Source organism: Bacillus licheniformis DSM 13 = ATCC 14580, assembly GCF_000011645.1.
In the GTDB taxonomy this organism is placed as follows: Bacteria; Bacillota; Bacilli; order Bacillales; family Bacillaceae; genus Bacillus; species Bacillus licheniformis.
On sequence record NC_006270.3, the window covers coordinates 3510456 to 3526969 of the forward strand.

Consider the following 16514-nt stretch of genomic DNA (forward strand, 5'->3'; position numbering starts at 1 on the left):
CTTTTATTTAAAAAATCCCTTTTGAAACGGGAAGGATAGAGAACACCGGTATGCTTGCAGCTTCGTTGTGACAATGCGCCGTTCCGCTTTCGTCAACATGACGAAATAGGCAAACAGGCCGTAAGCCAACGTCGCAGCCAGTGCCGTGACAAACAAAGACAGCAGGCTGACGATCGAAAATAAGTATTGAAGAGCGTAACAGACAGCCAAAGTAAATGAAGCGCCGGCAACCGGCCCGTATATGCCTTTATAAAAGACCCTTTTTCTTTCACCCGTAATCTTTGATGCATAAATCGGAGTGAAGACGACGTTTTTCAGCGTTAAAGCTGCCGCACCGGCCAGCGCAATTCCGTAAAGGCCGAGTCCCGCCGGGCCGCTCAGCACGATGGCAAGCAGCAAATTGACAACGCCGAAGGCAACCGTGGTCAGCGCCGGTGTTCTCAGCTTGTTATAGGCGGTAAAGATGTAAAACAGCGGCGCCGGGCTTAATGAAACAACCAAATAGCCCGCATGTATCAGTAAGAGCCATTTCAAATGTTCGAATGAAGGGCCGAGCCAAAGCGACAGAAACGGGCCGGCAAGCCCCCCCAGAAGCGCCGCCGGCAAAGCGAGCAGGATGCCGTTAAACCTGACGGCCTGATTGGCATAACGGACGAGCCCTTCTTTGTCGCCTTTTGAATAATAGAGTGTAATCGTAGGTGAAAATACGGCCGCTAGCGTTCCCGAAAGCGTCCGCAACAACAGCGGAAACTGAATGATCGCCGCGTACATGCCGGATTCGGAAACCCCCAGCATCACATTCGCCACCATTAAATCGATTTGCAGAAACAGCAGGATGCCGACTTGGCTGACGGAGCTCCATCCTCCCGCCTGAAGCAGTTTTTTGCACTTTGCAAACGACATATCCCTCACCCGGAACGTAAACCATGGAATCAATCTCTTAAAGAAAAAGATCGACAGGATGCACGCCGAAGCGGTTGCGATGAGAGCGGCGAGCTGAATGTGCCAGATCTTCGGTGCAAACCACGCGAAAATCAACAATACGCTCAGAACGCGAATCAGCATTTGGATGGCTTGGATCGTGCTCGTAATATAGATTTTATTGGCGAAAAACGGACCGGCGGCAAACCCCGACATCACAAAGGTCAATAAAAACAGCAGGCTGCCGATCAAAAGCGCGACCTGCACATCCCCCAAAAGACCGGCGGGAACGCGAATGATCTGATCGATAAAAAACACCGTGCCGCCGAGCGGAAAAAACAAGATGACTGAAAGCACCAGTGATGAAACGATATAGGTATTCATATAGCCTCTCGCTTCATCAAGCGCTCCCCTGTGGGCGGAAACAGAAAAAAACCGGACAACGACCGCGCTCAGGGCGACCGTAATTATCGAAAAGTAATTGATCATATTCTGTGTAAGATGGACAAATCCAAACGCCTCAACACCGAGGGTCTTGATGACGTAAGGCGTCAGCCACATCGAAAACAGCACCGATAATAAAAAAGACGCCATATTGGCGCCGAGATTCAAAACAAATGTCTTATTCAAAAGGCTCATCCCTTACTGGGCAGATTTCGTTTAAAAAACAATTCGAGCAGAATCGGAATATTCAGCTTGCATAGCAATAAAACGAGCCGCTGGCCGATTAACAGGTTGCGGTTGCGGAGAGACGTGGCTTTGACGCACGACTGCACCATCCGGTAAGACAAAATGTCTTTAATGTGCCGCCTCACCTGCTTTGAAGGCTTCGGTTCCGCACAGGCATTGGCTAAAAGCATCGGAATTTGATGTTTGCATGTGTACGTTTCCAAATCGTCCGCACATTCATCCAAAAGCTGAAACGTCTCATAGAATCTCCTTTTCGCCCGGTACTGCCTTTTCAGGCTTTCATCCATGTACGGTTTAAACGGCGCCTCTGTCAGGCTGTCCGGGTTGCACCTGTACATGTAGTAGCCTTCATCGATCGCTCTCACTCGTTTCGCTGCATAAAAGGCGTACAAATTAAACGGCGAATCCTCTGCAAAACGAATGTCTTCAAAAAAGTACAGCTGGTTTTTCTTCAGCAGGTCGCGCCTGTACAAATTCCGCCACACATACCAGATGAAGCGGGTTTCGTGCGCCTTTTTGAGCTCGCGTTTAATATCCCAGCTCAACAAGAGGCGATCGGTCGGCAGCGGCGGCGGGAAGTAGGCGTCTTCCGTATCGGAATGTTTATGATACCCGCACATGACGATATCGAGGTCGTCTTTTTTGGCAGCGGCGTACATGTTTTCAAACATGGCAGGCAATACAAAATCATCACCGTCGACAAACCCGACATAATCTCCTGTCGCGGCTTGAAGACCGGCATTTCTCGCCGAGCTCAGCCCGCCGTTTTTTTTATGAATCACTTTCACTCTGGCATCCAGGCTGCAGTACGTTCTGGCTATCTCCCCGGATCTGTCGGGAGAGCCGTCATCAACAAGGATGATTTCAATATTTTTCAGCGTCTGCCTGCGCAGCGAATCGACGCATTCTTCTATATAATCTTCGACATTGTACATCGGAACAATGATACTGATAAATGGCTTCATTGGACATCACCCATAATTTTCCGTCTTAAATCTGCGAAATAATGATCCCTTGCCGGGGTCTCACGATGCGAGTCACCGGTCTTGACCAGCTCTTCGATTGCGCCGAGAACCTCTGCCGCATCGGGATTTTCCACAAGCTTCATCGAAGGAACGTCTTTCAGCCAGCGAAAGCCTTCAAGCACCTTATGATCAAAAGAGCGGATCACGACGCACGGCGTTCCTGTTATCGCACAAAAAATCATGCCGTGCAGCCTGTCTGTCACGACGACCTCCGCGCCTCTCAGCTGATCCCAAAGCCGGTTCAGCTCCTTCTCGCGGGACACGCGGCTGACCCTCCTGCCGATCGTCGTTGTAAAAGTTTTTGCACCGCCATACTCGTCGCCGACAGCCTTCAGCAGCTTTTTACGCTCTTCCGGCCTGAGAAAGCTTTCTTTATCCTCCCTTAAACAAACCAACACACCTTCTCTTTCAGACTGCTGTTCTTTCTTTAAATAAAGCACCATATCAGGCTGCTTTACAATCGTTTGGTTTGAGAAGTGCTGTTTCATAAATTGATAGGTTGTATCATCGCGCGCCATCATGAACAGCCGGCGATGGGAGTTGTAGATTTTTTTCGCCCTTTTCAGCTCTTTTTTGCCGCGGAGCGTCTCGGAAAAGTGCGCAGTTGCCGGGAGCTGGACGATTTTATAATGCTTGAATGTTTTGATAATGAAGCGCCTCGTCCATTCCTCATTGCGGTACAAATCCCCCATGTTTCCTCCGCCGATGATGAATACCATATCCTCGGGGTGGCGGATGCGCATGAGCGCTTTTGCATGTTTGTAAATATCGTTAATGCCGATTTCAATTAACTCAAAATCGGGAAACTCGTTTTCTATGAATGTGCGGCTTGCCAGGGCAATCGCATGATCTCCCAAATTATCATGGGACGGAATTAAAGTCAGAATGATTTTTTTCTTGCCTTTATATTGTTCAAAGCGCCTTAAACCCGGCGTTCCCATCACATATTCAGAAGGATATTTCACCTTGAGCAAAAGCCATTCTGCAAGATTGATCTTCAGTTCCTGAAAGGTCATTTCCTCACCGCCTATTTCTTCATTCTGTGCTCGATCATTTTCTGGTAAATGGCCGCAAATCCATACACTGCCGGCATCAACCGCAAGCGAATCAGCATAAGCAAAAGCTTCTTCTTGGAATCGAATGCCGACATGTCCACTGCGGAGATTTTCCCCCTGAATTCCGGACAGGCGCATATGCTGCGGATATTTTTATATTTTTCTATTGAAGGGTTTTTGTTTCGGCTCTTGCATTCATTTAAAATACTGATGCAGCCGTGGTTGACGATAAAGACGTGCAGCGCCTCCTTTAAAGCCGGGAGCTCTCCGTGCTTTGTCAGGCAGTCCAGGTTTGCTTCATAAAGAGCGAGACCGTCTTCAAACAGCCCTGCCTGATACTTTTGGACGATGGACGCCAGGTGGACCCTGTAATGATAAAGCGGCTTAGTCACGAACGCCGCGGTATTCGCATATAGAAGGCATCTGAAGCTGAAATATTGATCTTCGATGTTTTCCAGCTCGTCGCGGAGCGGGAAAACGAGCTTATGCCGCTCAATCAGACTCCGCCTGTAGAGCTTGTTCCAGGAAAAGCCGCTTACTTTACCCTTTAACAAATCCTTCATAAATGCCTCTTTCGGCTTTCCTTCATAGTTCTTCCCGATGTCCGGGCAGACCGTTTTTTCGGTATCCTGAATTTCAACGGCATAATCACAGATGACAAGATCGGCATCCTCATCCTTCGCTTTTTCATACATAGACTGGCAATAGTCCGGCTCAATCCAGTCGTCGGAGTCGATGAATGCCAAGTACTCGCCTGACGCCGCTTCGATGCCTTTATTGCGGACAGCGCCGAGGCCCTGATTGTCCTGCTGAATCGTTTTAATGCGCCCGTCCTTTCGGGCGTAATGATCAATGATCTTCTGGCTTCCGTCTGTTGAACCGTCATTGACGATAATGATTTCAATATTTTTCAAGGTCTGGCTGATCAGCGACTGCAAACAATTCGGCAAAAAAGCTTCTGTATTATAAACAGCGACCAGTAGACTAACTGCTGGATTTTCCAATGTGATGACTCCTTTGACGAAATTTTTACAAGACCTAAAATGTCCGGTCTTTCCGCTATTCAACGTTCAAAAATCGTTCTGTACGGCAATACCGACGAGTCGAACGGCATGAGCATAAAGCTGTATAAGAAGTAACAGATCAAAATCAAAACATAAAGAAGCGCGTTTGATTTCGGTTCAAAAATCCGTACAAAATAAGGAACGAGAATCAGCTGATAGAGCCCGAAATAAATGTTGAACCTCGCAAAAATGACATCCTTTGTCGCCAAAATTCCGAACAGGAAACCGATCAGACAAAGGTTTACGATATAATCGACTTCGGGCCAGCGCTTTCTGAGCTGCTCCCTGAAGCAAAAGGCAAGTGCGAGCGGGAGAAGAAGAACGATGATTTTAATAACGTTCATGCCGTTTGTATTCTTCATCAGCCATTCTTCATAATGTCCGTATTGACTGTTTTCAAGCACGACTAGGAATACGGACAGAAATTTTTGATACAGAAAAGTCCCCGCCAAAAAGACGAGCATCAGGCACCAGAGGACAGGCGACCACGCTTTTCTTCTGACGATGAAATAAACCGGAATCATGATCAATGCCGAAGAATGAAAAAGCGAACAGATCAGTACAACGATCATATAGCGCACCAGCTTCCCATCGATCAGATACCGCACCGCCCAAAACAGAATGGCCGCCGCCATGTATTGGCGAATGCCGTTAAACGAAGCATAATAGTGAAACATGCCGATAAACAGAAACATGCTCAATTCAAACGGCCTTCCATACACATAAAGCGTCTTGACAATATAGATATAGGTAATCGCGGCAACGACGGCAAACATGAGCGCCGGATCGGCTGAAATCTGATTTAAAATCCATAAGAGTGCGGTAAATCCCGGGTCCGTCGACGACTTGCCTGTTCCGAAACCGAATATCTCCCAAATGCTGTTGTATTTTCCGGCTAATTCGTAAAGCAGCATATATGTGTGGTAATCCGTTCCGACCTTGTATCTTAAGCCGGCAACGATAATCAAAGACGCGAGCGGAACGACGGTGAGGATCGCATTCGGACGGTAGCCCGTCGGCAGCCTGTGATCTTCCCTGCCGTACATTTTCGCAAACCATGACCAGACGAAAACAATCCCCATATTCAACATGTAGACAGCCATACACTCACTGTCCTTCTGCTGCGGAGATTGAATAGATGTCCATCAGTCTCGCCAAATTTGCTTTTGCATCATAGCCTCTCTCAGCAAGGCTTCTCTCTATTTCCGGCCATGCAGGCTTTTTCGGCTGAGCAGCACGGCTGATATCCTCAGCCCACCGTTCAAAACCGGCATTTAAGCTGAGACGTTGCAGCAGGCCGAGTCCCAAATCGGTTTCTTCCGTAATGTTGTCTGATACAATGCAGGGGAGCCCTGACGCTTGCGCTTCGACCAGTACGAGGGGTAGCCCTTCAAACAAAGACGGCATGACAAATACATCAAATGCCTGCATGAGAGCCGGGATATCTTCGACGACGCCGAGAAACAGAATGTCGTCTTTTACACCGAGAGCAGCGGCTTTTTCTTCCATCTGTCTGCGCAGCGGACCGTCACCTGCGAACACCGCTTGAAAAGGTATGCCCGATTTCTTGCAATAAGCGGCAAGCCCGAGCAGAAACGCGTGGTTTTTCTGTTCAAAAAAACGGCCGACATGCCCGATCACCAGTGCGTCTTCTTTGATACCGAAGCTCTTTTTCGCATTCGTTTTTGAAACGCCGTTCGCTTCTTTGAACCGGTCAAGTTCAATCCCGTTTTGCAAAAGATGGACCGCGTTTTCACCCATCTTCTTTGCGCCGAATAAAAAACGCCCGGCATCTTTGCCGCAAGCGCACAGAGCCGTAGCACTGGAGAAAATCAAGCGGCGGAATGCAAGAAGCTGCCATGTATCCCAAAACCGGGGGTTAGGCTTCCAGGCCGTGTTGTGGGAATGGCAGACCCTGACCGGAACGCCGGCGAGCCTGGCCGCCAATGCGGCAAAGCCCGTCTGAAAATCCGTATGAGCGTGTACGGCGGCATAAGGCCCTTTCTCAACCAAAATCCTTCTGATGTTTTTGATGTAGGCGACAGGACCCGACCGACCGATGCTCGGTACATAAAACACCCGGCCGCCGCGCGTGATGATCTCCGGGTCGTAATCGCACGTTTCTTCCCGGTGGGAAATAAAATCAAATTGAATATGCCGCCTGTCTGTGTGGCGGTATATATTCATAATCATCGTCTCCGCGCCGCCGCGGTTCATTCCGCTTACGATGTGAAGCACCCGTTTTGGTCTCACGCTTCCGTCATTCATGTTTTACGACCCCTCCGCCTTCATTCATCAATCTTCTTTTATGATATCTGTTCATGATAAAAGGAGGCATAAGCCCCCTGATGATGGGTTTCATTGTATAAATATAGTCCGATAGCGGCAGCTTCAGCCGTCTGCAGGCGGCAAAGACGATAAACGCATTATCAATCGAGTAGCTGAGCTTTCTCCTTTTAAACGCCGATTCGTCTTCCCTTACTTTGTATAAGGCTTCCTGAAGGTTGTAGCCCGTGAAGCCCGCCTCAAAAAAACGAAGCCACAAATCGACATCTTCCATCCTTCTTGTTCTCCGGCCGACCCGATAGCCGTCCAGCGCCTCGTAGACGTCGGCTCTCATCATGATCGTCGCATGGCAAAACGGCGTCCCTTTCGCCATGATTCTCGGTTCTGGAGAGGAAGGAAGCATTCTGACGCCTCTAATCCCGTTTTCGTCGAAGGCCATCATGCCGCTTCCGACGACATGATAATGAGATTGCGATTCCAAAAACGCGACCTGCTTTTCAAACCGCCTCGGCAAAGAGATGTCATCTCCGTCCTGGCGCGCGATATATTTCCCGCCGGCGTATTGGAGACAGTGGTTTAACGAGGCAGCCAGCCGCTGATTCTTCTCGTTTTTGATCAGCTTAATCTTATCTGCGTAATGATCGGCATACCGCCTGGCAACAGCATATGTCCCGTCTGTCGAAGCATCGTCGCATATAATCAGTTCCCAATTTTTATAGGTTTGATTTAAAATTGACTCGATGCTCTCTGCGATCGTGTTCTCACAATTGTAGACTCCCATAATGACAGAAACTTTCGGCTTTTGACCCCCTATCATCCTTTCAGCCTCCTTTCAACTGTTTCGTTATCCATAAAGGAAGAGTAAATGCCCGCCATTTCTTTGACGGTGCGCTGCTGGGAAAAAGCGGCGGCTGTTCGTCTCCCCGCGTCTCCCATCTTTTTTCGCAAAGAAGGCAGACGGTACAGCTGCAATATCCGGTCGCTGAACGTTCCGGCGTCTCCCTGCGGAACCAAAAATCCGTTCACGCCCTCTTGAATGACTTCCCGGTGTCCGCGGTTGTCCGCTGCAACGGCGGGCTTTCCTGACGCCATTCCTTCAAGGAGGTTCATGCCGAGCCCTTCCCTGATGCTTGAGGCGACAGACACGTCTGCAAGCTGAATCCATTCGTGGATGTTTTTTTGAAAACCGGCAAACATGACGAGCGAAGAAACGCCTTTTTGTTCAGCGTGATTTCGGTATTTTTGCTCCATCTGCCCTTTTCCTGCAAACACGACCTTTAAGTTCGGGGCTCTGTCTTTTAAAGCAGCCGCCGTTTCGATGAGCAAGGCCTGGTTTTTATTCGCGTTCAGCTCCGCGGGATATATGAGGATAAAGTCGTCTTCTTTGAAACCGTATGTTTTCCTGAGCAGCATTTTCTCTGTTTCACTGACAGGATGAAACCGCTCCGTATCGACGCCGATCCCGTGGATTTTTTCCGTGCGCAGCGCTTTTCGCAAGCCTTTTGCAAGGACGAAATCTTCTTCATTGATCGTAATCAGGCAATCGGTCAAAGCGGACAGCCCTTTTTCAATCGGATAATACAGCAGCCAATTTTTTAAAGGAGCACCTTGGCAAAAGTGGAAACCGTGAGCGGTATAGATCACTTTCGTCCCCTCTTTTCTCTGTTTCCGGGCCGCAAGCCTTGCCAGCACGCCTCCCATCGGCGTGTGGCAATGAATGATGCTGTACCGGTGTTCGTCAATGATTCGCGCCAGCTCCCGATAGGCAGCGATATTGCTTGCATTCAAAGGAGAACGCCTGATATCGATATCAAATTTTTTATCTGTATAGGGCAGTGTCATATCTCCTTTTGCGGCGATATGAACATTCCACCCCTGCTCTTTAAACCATTTTAAATACGGGAGGTGGAAGGCCTTGAAATGGTAATCCACAGTAGCGCAAAACAAAACCGTTCTTGTCATGTTCTTCCCCCTAGTGCGCTGTCACCAGCTTTTTCTCGTGCTGGCCGATCGCTTTGAACAAGCGTTCTCTCAGCTCGCGGTCTGACAAATACATAAATTCATCCATAAATGACTTCAGCACCGTCCATTCGACGTCGACCGCCTTGCCGATATGAATCTTCGGAAAAACCTGCTCTGCCAGCACTTCATTTTGATTCAGCAGCTCTTCGTACATTTTTTCTCCCGGCCGGATGCCTGTAAATTCGATTTTGATCTGTTCTGTCGTATAGCCGGAAAGCTGGATAAGATTTTTGGCGAGGTCGACGATTTTGACCGGTTCGCCCATATCGAGCACGAATATCTGTCTTCCTTTGGCAAGCGCCCCCGCTTGAATAACGAGCCTTGAAGCTTCCGGAATCGTCATGAAGTACCTCGTCATGTCCTGGTGTGTGACAGTGACCGGGCCGCCTTTAGCGATTTGTTTTTTGAAAATCGGAATGACGCTTCCCCTGCTGCCGAGAACATTTCCGAAGCGGACGGCGACAAATTTGGTTTTGCTCGTTTTGCCGAGATTCATGATCAGCATTTCCGCGAACCGCTTCGTTGCCCCCATGATATTGGCAGGGTTGACCGCTTTGTCTGACGATATCAGGACAAATGTCTCCACTTCGGTTTCGTCGGCGGCCTCAGCGACGTTTTTCGTGCCGAGGATATTGTTTTTGACAGCTTCTTTCGGGCATTTTTCCATCAGCGGTACATGCTTGTGGGCAGCTGCATGATAAATGACATTCGGTTTGTAGCGTTCCATCAGCAAAAACATTTTTTCTCTGTCCTGTATGTCCGCGATTTCGGGATAATAGGCGACATGCTTTCCGAATTTCTCCTTCAGTTCAAGCAGGATCGAATGGATGCTGTTTTCTCCGTGCCCGACTAAAATGATCGATTTCGGTTTAAATTTGCTGATTTGCCGGCAGATTTCCGAGCCGATTGAACCTCCGGCCCCAGTCACAAGTACGACGCGGTCCTTGACCGTATTGGAGATTTCGCTCGTATCGAGCTGGACAGGCTCCCTTCCAAGCAAATCTTCTGCTTTGACATCGCGAAGCTGGCCGACAGGATGTCTGCCAAGCAAAATTTCGTCTATTTTCGGCATGATTTGCGTTTTGACACCTGTTTGCGCACACGCCTTGTACATTTCCTGCATCTGAGTGACGCTCAAAGATGGAATGGCGATGATGATCCGGTCGATATTCCATTGCCGGACCGCCTGCATAATCTGCTCTTTCCCGCCTAAGACGGGCAGACCCATGATTTCAAGCCGGTATTTCGTTTTGTCATCGTCGATAAAGGCGACGGGCTTAATGTTCAATTCCGGCTTCTGCACAAGCTGTTTTGCAATCAAACTGCCGGCAGAGCCCGCTCCGATGATAAGCGCCCTTAGAGATCCTTTGCTTTCTTTGTTCACCTGTTCCCTGATGATGCGCCACATCATCCGCGATCCGCCGATCAAAATGAGCTGGAACAGCCAGCTTAAACATAAAAGACGAACCGGAACGTTTTGAAAGAAAAACAGCTCGAGGGCCGCCGTCACAAGATGGGACAATGTAATCGATTTAAGCAGCACATACAATTCACCGATGCTTGCATACTCCCATACTTTTTTATAAAGGTGGAAGCAATGGGCGAATAAATGCTGAGCGCCAAGCAGTATCAGTGAAGTCATCAGCAGCATTTCCGAAGGGTATAAATCATATGATGGCAAAATCAGCTGATATCCGATAAAGATGGACAGCAAAACCAAGTACGAATCGAGTGCGGTAATAATGGAAAGCCTTCTCCGATATGTCAATTTCCTACCTCCTAATGTATCTTTCTAGCTGATAGGATCTTTCAGGGCAAAATCCCATGAGCTAAAAAGATACGGGCGATTTTCAAATTTAAACCGAGCACGTAAATTAAATAAAGATGGGCATTTAACCCGTCCTCACGCCCCGCCATCGACGACTTGCGTCTAAGGCAGACAGGTAGTCTGCCCACGGTAGAGCCGAGTGCCTCCATCGGTAAAGGCAAGGAGACATCACCTAAAGCGGCTGCAGCCGCTTCATAAGATTACATGGTTGCGTAATTATATTGGCGCGCTTTCTTCACTTTCCGCCCGTTCAGCACGGCGCCGAGCAGTTCGCTTTTGGAAGAATTCAGCGCGTCCCGAGACTTGATCGCGTTATCAAGCTTTGTTTTTCCGCTGAGGATGACAAGAATGCTTCCATCCACCTGATTCGCCAATATTTGCGCGTCTGCGACCGGCAAAAGCGGCGGCGAATCAAGGATGACTAAATCGTATTGGTCGTACGCTTCCGCAAGCAGGTCCTCCATCGCCTGCGACGACAAAAGCTCGGACGGATTCGGAGGAATCGGACCGCTTGTCAGCACATGGAGATTTTCCGCCTGGCTTTGCTGGACGACATTTTCCAGCGTCGATTTTTTCATTAATACATTTGTGACACCTGAATGGTTATCGAGCTCAAAAATTTTATGGATCGTCGGCTTTCTTAAATCTGCGTCGATCAAAAGGACCTTTTTTTCCTGTTGCGAAAATACGATCGCCAAGTTTGAAGCCGAGAATGATTTGCCTTCTCCCGGCAGGCCCGATGTAATGAGCAATGACTTGAACGGCTTCTCAAATGATGAAAACTCAATGTTCGTCCTGATCGTCCGATACTGTTCGACGATCGGCGTGTTCGGCTGATGCAATGCGACAAGCGCCGATTGATATTTGCGAGAGCGTTTTTTTCTAATACCCAAGCGGCTCACTCCTTCCTGCTTTTACGCGGATATTCATATCGGGGTCCCCGCGAAACAGACTTTTTTTATGCTTCATTTGCTCAATACTTCCCAAATAAATGAATCCCGCTTCCTTTTCGACTTGAGACGGTCTTGCAACCGTATCATCGATAAAGTCCAAAAAGAACGCCAAAGCGATTCCGGTCATTAATGCGGCGCCGAATGCCAGCAAAATATTCATTTTGTAATTCGGTCTGACAGGTGTCGGCGAATCGACTATTTCGGCTTTTGACAGGACGGTTACCCGATCGGTGTTCATAATTTGCTTAATCTCTTTTTTGAGCACCGCAGTTAAAGTGTTCGCTATATCGGCCGCCCGTTTCTGATTTTCATCTTGGACCGAAATATTTATAATCTCAGATTCGCTTTCACTGCTCGTTGCAATTTTTTCACCCAACCGGCCGGCAGAGTAAGGTAAATCAAGCTCTCTCTTGACTTGCTCCAAAATCACCGGGTTTTTCAAAAGCGCTTGGAATGTCCGTGTGTATTGAAGATTGATTTGAATATCGCTGTATGTGGCGCTCCCCTTTTTCTCCCCTACTTGATGCACCAAGATCTGCGTCGATGCCTGATAGACAGGTGTCAGCACATAGAACTGAATGATTCCGGTCGTCAATGTTACACCTATTGTCAAAACGAGAATAAGAACCGTTCTTTTTCGCAAGATTGCAATCAGTTCTCTAAAATCAATATTTTCTTTCATGCTTGACTGCCTCCTCAGGAATGCCGTTTGTTAATGATTGGATTATAAAAGAAAAAATTTGAATTGAAAAATGCTGAATTTAGCTATATAGTTCTTTTTAGAGAACAAATTCGTTCGTTTTCTTTTATTTTCTGTCGATATCTTAAATTTTTGAATTTTATAAAGAACAAATTATTTCTTATAATGAACAAGAAAGCGTTTTATATGAATGGCAAGGGGAAGGGGAGGATTCAGTATGATCGGAAGAGTCATCCGAATGTACAGAAAGAGAAAAGGCTACTCCATTAACCAGCTTGCTGATATAGCAGGCGTATCAAAATCATATTTAAGCAAAATTGAACGCGGCGTTCACAGAAATCCGTCAGTCGAATTCCTGAAAAAAATCTCCCGGGCGCTGAAAGTCGAATTAAAGGAATTGTTTGATACCGAAGTGATCCTTTATCGCCGGACTGAGCAGGAAGATGAGTGGAGAACCCATCTTGTACAGGCCGTGCAGGCCGGGATGAACCAGGAAGAACTGTTTCAATTCACACATCGCCTCAAGCAGAAAAAGAAAGAACGGGCGCTTTATCGAAACAGAGAGCTGACCCGGGCGAATATCGACGAATGGAGAGCCCTTATGCTGGAGGCCAAAGAAATGGGACTGACCGTCAAAGAAGTAGAAGCGTTTTTGATGAGGACAAAAAATCATTAATTTATCCTGCATTCATATTTTTTTTAGAAGAAAACGGGTGCTTTTGACTTGAACCATTCATCCGGATATAAATCCACATTTCCATTTAAACTTGCCGAAAATTCGGAATAATCGCATTAATAGATATCGCCCGATCATGATGATCCATGTCTATAGCTCCGTTTTCACCTGTTTGCCTTATTTTTTCATGGCAGTCTTTAAGAGACTTTTTGCTTATGTTTATATATAAATGAAGAAACTCGGATTTTGACCTTTCGCATCATCCTCCAATGCATGCAAAGTCTGTGTCTTGCGGCTTATATCAAGACCTTTGTCACGGCCCGATTCCTTGAATGGGGACGGAGCGTTTTTGTTGAATCCGCGCTGGCTGTTCGTTAAGATGAATAAAATGGAAGAAGGAGATGAAATCATGAAAGTATTAGTGCTCGCATTTCATCCGAATATGGAGCAGTCAGTTGTGAACAGAGCATTTGCAGACACATTGAAAGACGCACCGGGCATTACATTGCGCGACCTTTATCAGGAATATCCTGACGAGGCCATTGATGTGGAAAAAGAACAAAAACTTTGTGAAGAACACGATCGGATCGTCTTCCAGTTTCCGCTTTATTGGTACAGCTCGCCGCCTCTCTTAAAAAAATGGCTGGACCACGTTCTTCTCTACGGCTGGGCATACGGAACAAACGGCACAGCGCTTCGCGGCAAAGAATTCATGGTCGCTGTATCGGCGGGCGCTCCCGAAGAAGCCTATCAGGCCGGCGGGTCAAATCATTATGCGATCAGCGAACTGTTACGCCCTTTTCAGGCGACAAGCAACTTCATCGGTACTACATACCTTCCGCCTTACGTCTTCTATCAAGCGGGCACGGCCGGAAAAAGCGAGCTTGCTGAAGGTGCGACACAATACAGGGAGCATGTGCTGAAGTCATTTTAAATGAGAAAAGCCCGGCTTATGAGCCGGGCTTGTTCCTTATACTTGAATCTGTTTCACTTTTCCCAATAGGAATAGATAATTTAAAATGGCAATGATGATCAAAGCAGCCGAAAAAAGGAGCGCCGGCACGAAAGAACCCGTTGCGCCAACGATGAAGCCGGTAATGATGGGTCCGACCACTCCGCCCATATTAGAGACTGTATTTTGAATACCGGCAACCATCGACGTCATATTTTTCGGAGCCACATCCCCCGGAAGCGCCCAGACTTGGGACGCGGCGACAGTCGTTCCCGATTTCGCTACACAAAGAAGGATGACAGCCAGGATAGCGGAATCTGCAAAAGCGGCAAAACCGATGCACGAAGCCATGACAAGCCCGATAATTAAAAACAGTTTCCGGACGGCTGTCAGCGACAGTTTTCCCTTTGCATATATCCGGTCGGACATCCATCCGGCTCCGACTTCGACGACCATTGCAGTCAAAAGCGGGAGAGACGCCATAATCCCCATCTCGATTAAATCCATGCCCCTTTCTTTAACAAGGTATGTCGGCAGCCATGTGATAAAGAAGTAAGAATTATAATTGATCATGAAAAATCCAATGCACATCGCCCATATGTTGCGATATTTGAATAGCTGATACCACTTCAGCGGCTGGCCGCCGCCCGTTTCTTCCATGTGAGCCTGCCCTTCCCGAATATGGGCCAGTTCCGCCTCATTGACGCGCTTATGATCTGCGGGATTCTCCTTAAAGAAAATCATCCAGACAATTCCCCACGCGACACCGACAAGTCCGATCAAAAGAAACGTCAGTTTCCAGTCAAAGACCGCTATCATCCAGGCGATCAAAGGCATTGCAACAGCTCCGCCAAACTTTGACCCGCTGTCAAAAATTCCGGCTACTGTCGCCCTTTCTTTTTTCGGAAACCATTTGGCGGCAATCCCCGCATTGCTCGGATATGCAGCAGCCTCTCCGACTCCCAGTGCGACCCGCAGCCCGAGCAGGGATTTGAAGCCTGTCGCAAGACCCGTCAGCGCCGTAGCAACAGACCACCAAACAACCGCAAAACCGAGCGTTTTTTTCTGACCGTACTTGTCGGCCGCCCAGCCTGAAGGCAGCTGCAGCAAAGCGTACGACCAGAAGAAACCGGACATGATGATTCCCATTTGGCCGGGTGTCAAGTTGAACTCCTCGGTAATATAGGGAGCGGCAGCCGAAAGAACTGTCCGGTCAATATAATTGATGGCAATCGCAGCCCACATCATAAACGCGACAACCCAGCGTACATTTGACTTTTTTTGAATCGGGTGATTCAACATGTTATCCACCTCATCCCATTTGTAGAAAACGCTTTCAAATCATGATGCAGGGCATGAATGAAAACACATTCACAACCCGTTGACGACAAACTCCGGTTTTTGTTTGTCGATCAGTACACTAGCGATGTTTTTGACGCATATCATGCCAAGGTTCTGTACGGCATCTCGGGTATACCCCGCGATATGCGGCACGGCGATAAAACGGTCCAGCTCAAAGAGAGGGTGCTGCTTCAGCGGTTCGGTTTGATACACGTCAAGCGCAGCTCCAGCGATGCCCCCGCTCGCCAAGGCATCATATAACGCACACTCGGACACGATGCCTCCCCTTGAAGCATTGATCAGATAAGCCGTTTCTTTCATAGCGGCTAATTCTTTTTCACCGATCATGTTTTCCGTTTCGGCTGTGAGCGGCATATGAAGAGTGATAAAGTCGCATTCTTTCAAGAGCTGATCAAGCTCTGTAAAATGGATGTGATGATCGGCTGCGAATGCACGATCAGGAAACACATCATAGGCTAAAACAGTCATATTGAAGCCTTGCGCCCGTTTGGCGACTTCTTTTCCGATCATGCCAAGTCCGACGATGCCGAGTGTTTTGCCGTAAACGTCAGATCCAAAAATCCTCGGCCATTTTCCCAGCTTTGTCTCCCTGTCGGCTGCAGGAATCTGTCTTGCAGCCGACAGCATGAGACCGAATACAAAATCGGCGACTGCATGCTTGTTGGCGTTGGGGGCATTCGTCACCCAGACGTTGCGCTCTTTCGCAGCGTGCAGATCGATATTGTCGACACCGACGCCATGTTTGCAGACAATTTTTAAAGAAGGGAGACGATCCAGGACATACGGCGTAATCTGGTTAAACGCCACGATCGCGGCATCCGCTCCTTCTGCTGCTTCAATAAACTGCTCCTCGGTTATATCTGCAGGAAGGCGTTCCAGCGACATGCCCTTTTTTTCCAAAAACAAGACGGGATCGTCTGAGTATTTCGCAAATGACGGTGATGTACATACGACTTTCATAAGATGCACCAACCTTCTTT

The 16514-nt window shown here is 48.0% G+C and carries 15 protein-coding genes; 2 read left to right on the plus strand and 13 right to left on the minus strand.

Annotated features, from left to right (window positions below):
* Positions 1 to 3: 3 nt before the first annotated feature.
* The 11 genes from TRNA_RS39620 to TRNA_RS39670 form a co-directional block, all read right to left on the minus strand.
* Positions 4 to 1560 carry an MATE family efflux transporter gene (locus TRNA_RS39620; RefSeq protein ID WP_003185501.1) on the minus strand — a complete coding sequence of 519 codons (1557 nt, stop codon included), beginning with the start codon at positions 1558 to 1560 and terminating at the stop codon, positions 4 to 6.
* Positions 1557 to 2576: a glycosyltransferase gene (locus tag TRNA_RS39625; protein WP_009329620.1), complete on the minus strand. Its 1020-nt coding sequence runs from the start codon at positions 2574 to 2576 to the stop codon at positions 1557 to 1559. The genes TRNA_RS39620 and TRNA_RS39625 overlap by 4 nt, the downstream gene beginning before the upstream one ends.
* Complete coding sequence (locus TRNA_RS39630; RefSeq protein WP_011198335.1) at positions 2573 to 3652, minus strand: polysaccharide pyruvyl transferase family protein; 1080 nt, start codon at positions 3650 to 3652, stop codon at positions 2573 to 2575. The genes TRNA_RS39625 and TRNA_RS39630 overlap by 4 nt, the downstream gene beginning before the upstream one ends.
* An 11-nt stretch (positions 3653 to 3663) precedes the next feature.
* Positions 3664 to 4695: a glycosyltransferase family 2 protein gene (locus TRNA_RS39635; RefSeq protein WP_011198336.1), complete on the minus strand. Its 1032-nt coding sequence runs from the start codon at positions 4693 to 4695 to the stop codon at positions 3664 to 3666.
* A 59-nt stretch (positions 4696 to 4754) separates the two neighbouring features.
* Positions 4755 to 5858 (minus strand): EpsG family protein, encoded by a 1104-nt coding sequence (locus TRNA_RS39640; protein WP_003185509.1) that lies wholly within the window; start codon positions 5856 to 5858, stop codon positions 4755 to 4757.
* A 4-nt stretch (positions 5859 to 5862) separates the two neighbouring features.
* The gene (locus TRNA_RS39645; protein ID WP_003185511.1) at positions 5863 to 7023 is read right to left on the minus strand and encodes a glycosyltransferase family 1 protein; all 1161 of its coding nucleotides are present in this window, start codon (positions 7021 to 7023) and stop codon (positions 5863 to 5865) included.
* Positions 7016 to 7858 carry a glycosyltransferase family 2 protein gene (locus TRNA_RS39650; RefSeq protein WP_003185513.1) on the minus strand — a complete coding sequence of 281 codons (843 nt, stop codon included), beginning with the start codon at positions 7856 to 7858 and terminating at the stop codon, positions 7016 to 7018. The genes TRNA_RS39645 and TRNA_RS39650 overlap by 8 nt, the downstream gene beginning before the upstream one ends.
* Positions 7855 to 9003 carry a glycosyltransferase family 4 protein gene (locus TRNA_RS39655; RefSeq protein ID WP_003185515.1) on the minus strand — a complete coding sequence of 383 codons (1149 nt, stop codon included), beginning with the start codon at positions 9001 to 9003 and terminating at the stop codon, positions 7855 to 7857. Before TRNA_RS39655 ends, TRNA_RS39650 begins: the two co-directional genes overlap by 4 nt.
* Positions 9004 to 9013: 10 nt before the next feature.
* Positions 9014 to 10831: a polysaccharide biosynthesis protein gene (locus tag TRNA_RS39660; RefSeq protein ID WP_003185518.1), complete on the minus strand. Its 1818-nt coding sequence runs from the start codon at positions 10829 to 10831 to the stop codon at positions 9014 to 9016.
* 260 nt (positions 10832 to 11091) lie between these two features.
* On the minus strand, positions 11092 to 11784 hold the full coding sequence (locus TRNA_RS39665) for a CpsD/CapB family tyrosine-protein kinase (protein ID WP_003185520.1): 693 nt from the start codon (positions 11782 to 11784) through the stop codon (positions 11092 to 11094).
* Positions 11774 to 12526, minus strand: coding sequence for a YveK family protein (locus tag TRNA_RS39670; protein WP_003185522.1), 753 nt, complete (start codon positions 12524 to 12526; stop codon positions 11774 to 11776). The genes TRNA_RS39665 and TRNA_RS39670 overlap by 11 nt, the downstream gene beginning before the upstream one ends.
* 235 nt (positions 12527 to 12761) lie before the next feature.
* Between TRNA_RS39670 and slrR the strand changes: the two genes are divergently transcribed.
* Positions 12762 to 13220, plus strand: coding sequence for an HTH-type transcriptional regulator SlrR (gene slrR / locus TRNA_RS39675; RefSeq protein ID WP_003185523.1), 459 nt, complete (start codon positions 12762 to 12764; stop codon positions 13218 to 13220).
* A 409-nt stretch (positions 13221 to 13629) separates the two neighbouring features.
* The gene (locus TRNA_RS39680; RefSeq protein ID WP_011198337.1) at positions 13630 to 14154 is read left to right on the plus strand and encodes an NAD(P)H-dependent oxidoreductase; all 525 of its coding nucleotides are present in this window, start codon (positions 13630 to 13632) and stop codon (positions 14152 to 14154) included.
* 36 nt (positions 14155 to 14190) lie between these two features.
* On the opposite strand, the gene TRNA_RS39685 is transcribed toward TRNA_RS39680, so the two are convergent.
* Positions 14191 to 15474 (minus strand): MFS transporter, encoded by a 1284-nt coding sequence (locus TRNA_RS39685; protein WP_009329627.1) that lies wholly within the window; start codon positions 15472 to 15474, stop codon positions 14191 to 14193.
* A gap of 69 nt (positions 15475 to 15543) precedes the next feature.
* Positions 15544 to 16494, minus strand: a complete 951-nt coding sequence (locus tag TRNA_RS39690; RefSeq protein WP_003185530.1) for a phosphoglycerate dehydrogenase — start codon at positions 16492 to 16494, stop codon at positions 15544 to 15546.
* Positions 16495 to 16514: the final 20 nt, after the last annotated feature.

What these genes read in the sequence shown, in the direction of transcription:
- TRNA_RS39620 (WP_003185501.1), bottom strand. Translation starts at nt 1,560, where the DNA reads ATGAGCCTTTTGAATAAGACATTTGTTTTGAATCTCGGCGCCAATATG.
- TRNA_RS39625 (WP_009329620.1), bottom strand. Translation starts at nt 2,576, where the DNA reads ATGAAGCCATTTATCAGTATCATTGTTCCGATGTACAATGTCGAAGAT.
- TRNA_RS39630 (WP_011198335.1), bottom strand. Translation starts at nt 3,652, where the DNA reads ATGACCTTTCAGGAACTGAAGATCAATCTTGCAGAATGGCTTTTGCTC.
- TRNA_RS39640 (WP_003185509.1), bottom strand. Translation starts at nt 5,858, where the DNA reads ATGGCTGTCTACATGTTGAATATGGGGATTGTTTTCGTCTGGTCATGG.
- TRNA_RS39645 (WP_003185511.1), bottom strand. Translation starts at nt 7,023, where the DNA reads ATGAATGACGGAAGCGTGAGACCAAAACGGGTGCTTCACATCGTAAGC.
- TRNA_RS39650 (WP_003185513.1), bottom strand. Translation starts at nt 7,858, where the DNA reads ATGATAGGGGGTCAAAAGCCGAAAGTTTCTGTCATTATGGGAGTCTAC.
- TRNA_RS39655 (WP_003185515.1), bottom strand. Translation starts at nt 9,003, where the DNA reads ATGACAAGAACGGTTTTGTTTTGCGCTACTGTGGATTACCATTTCAAG.
- TRNA_RS39670 (WP_003185522.1), bottom strand. Translation starts at nt 12,526, where the DNA reads ATGAAAGAAAATATTGATTTTAGAGAACTGATTGCAATCTTGCGAAAA.
- slrR (WP_003185523.1), top strand. Translation starts at nt 12,762, where the DNA reads ATGATCGGAAGAGTCATCCGAATGTACAGAAAGAGAAAAGGCTACTCC.
- TRNA_RS39680 (WP_011198337.1), top strand. Translation starts at nt 13,630, where the DNA reads ATGAAAGTATTAGTGCTCGCATTTCATCCGAATATGGAGCAGTCAGTT.
- TRNA_RS39685 (WP_009329627.1), bottom strand. Translation starts at nt 15,474, where the DNA reads ATGTTGAATCACCCGATTCAAAAAAAGTCAAATGTACGCTGGGTTGTC.
- TRNA_RS39690 (WP_003185530.1), bottom strand. Translation starts at nt 16,494, where the DNA reads ATGAAAGTCGTATGTACATCACCGTCATTTGCGAAATACTCAGACGAT.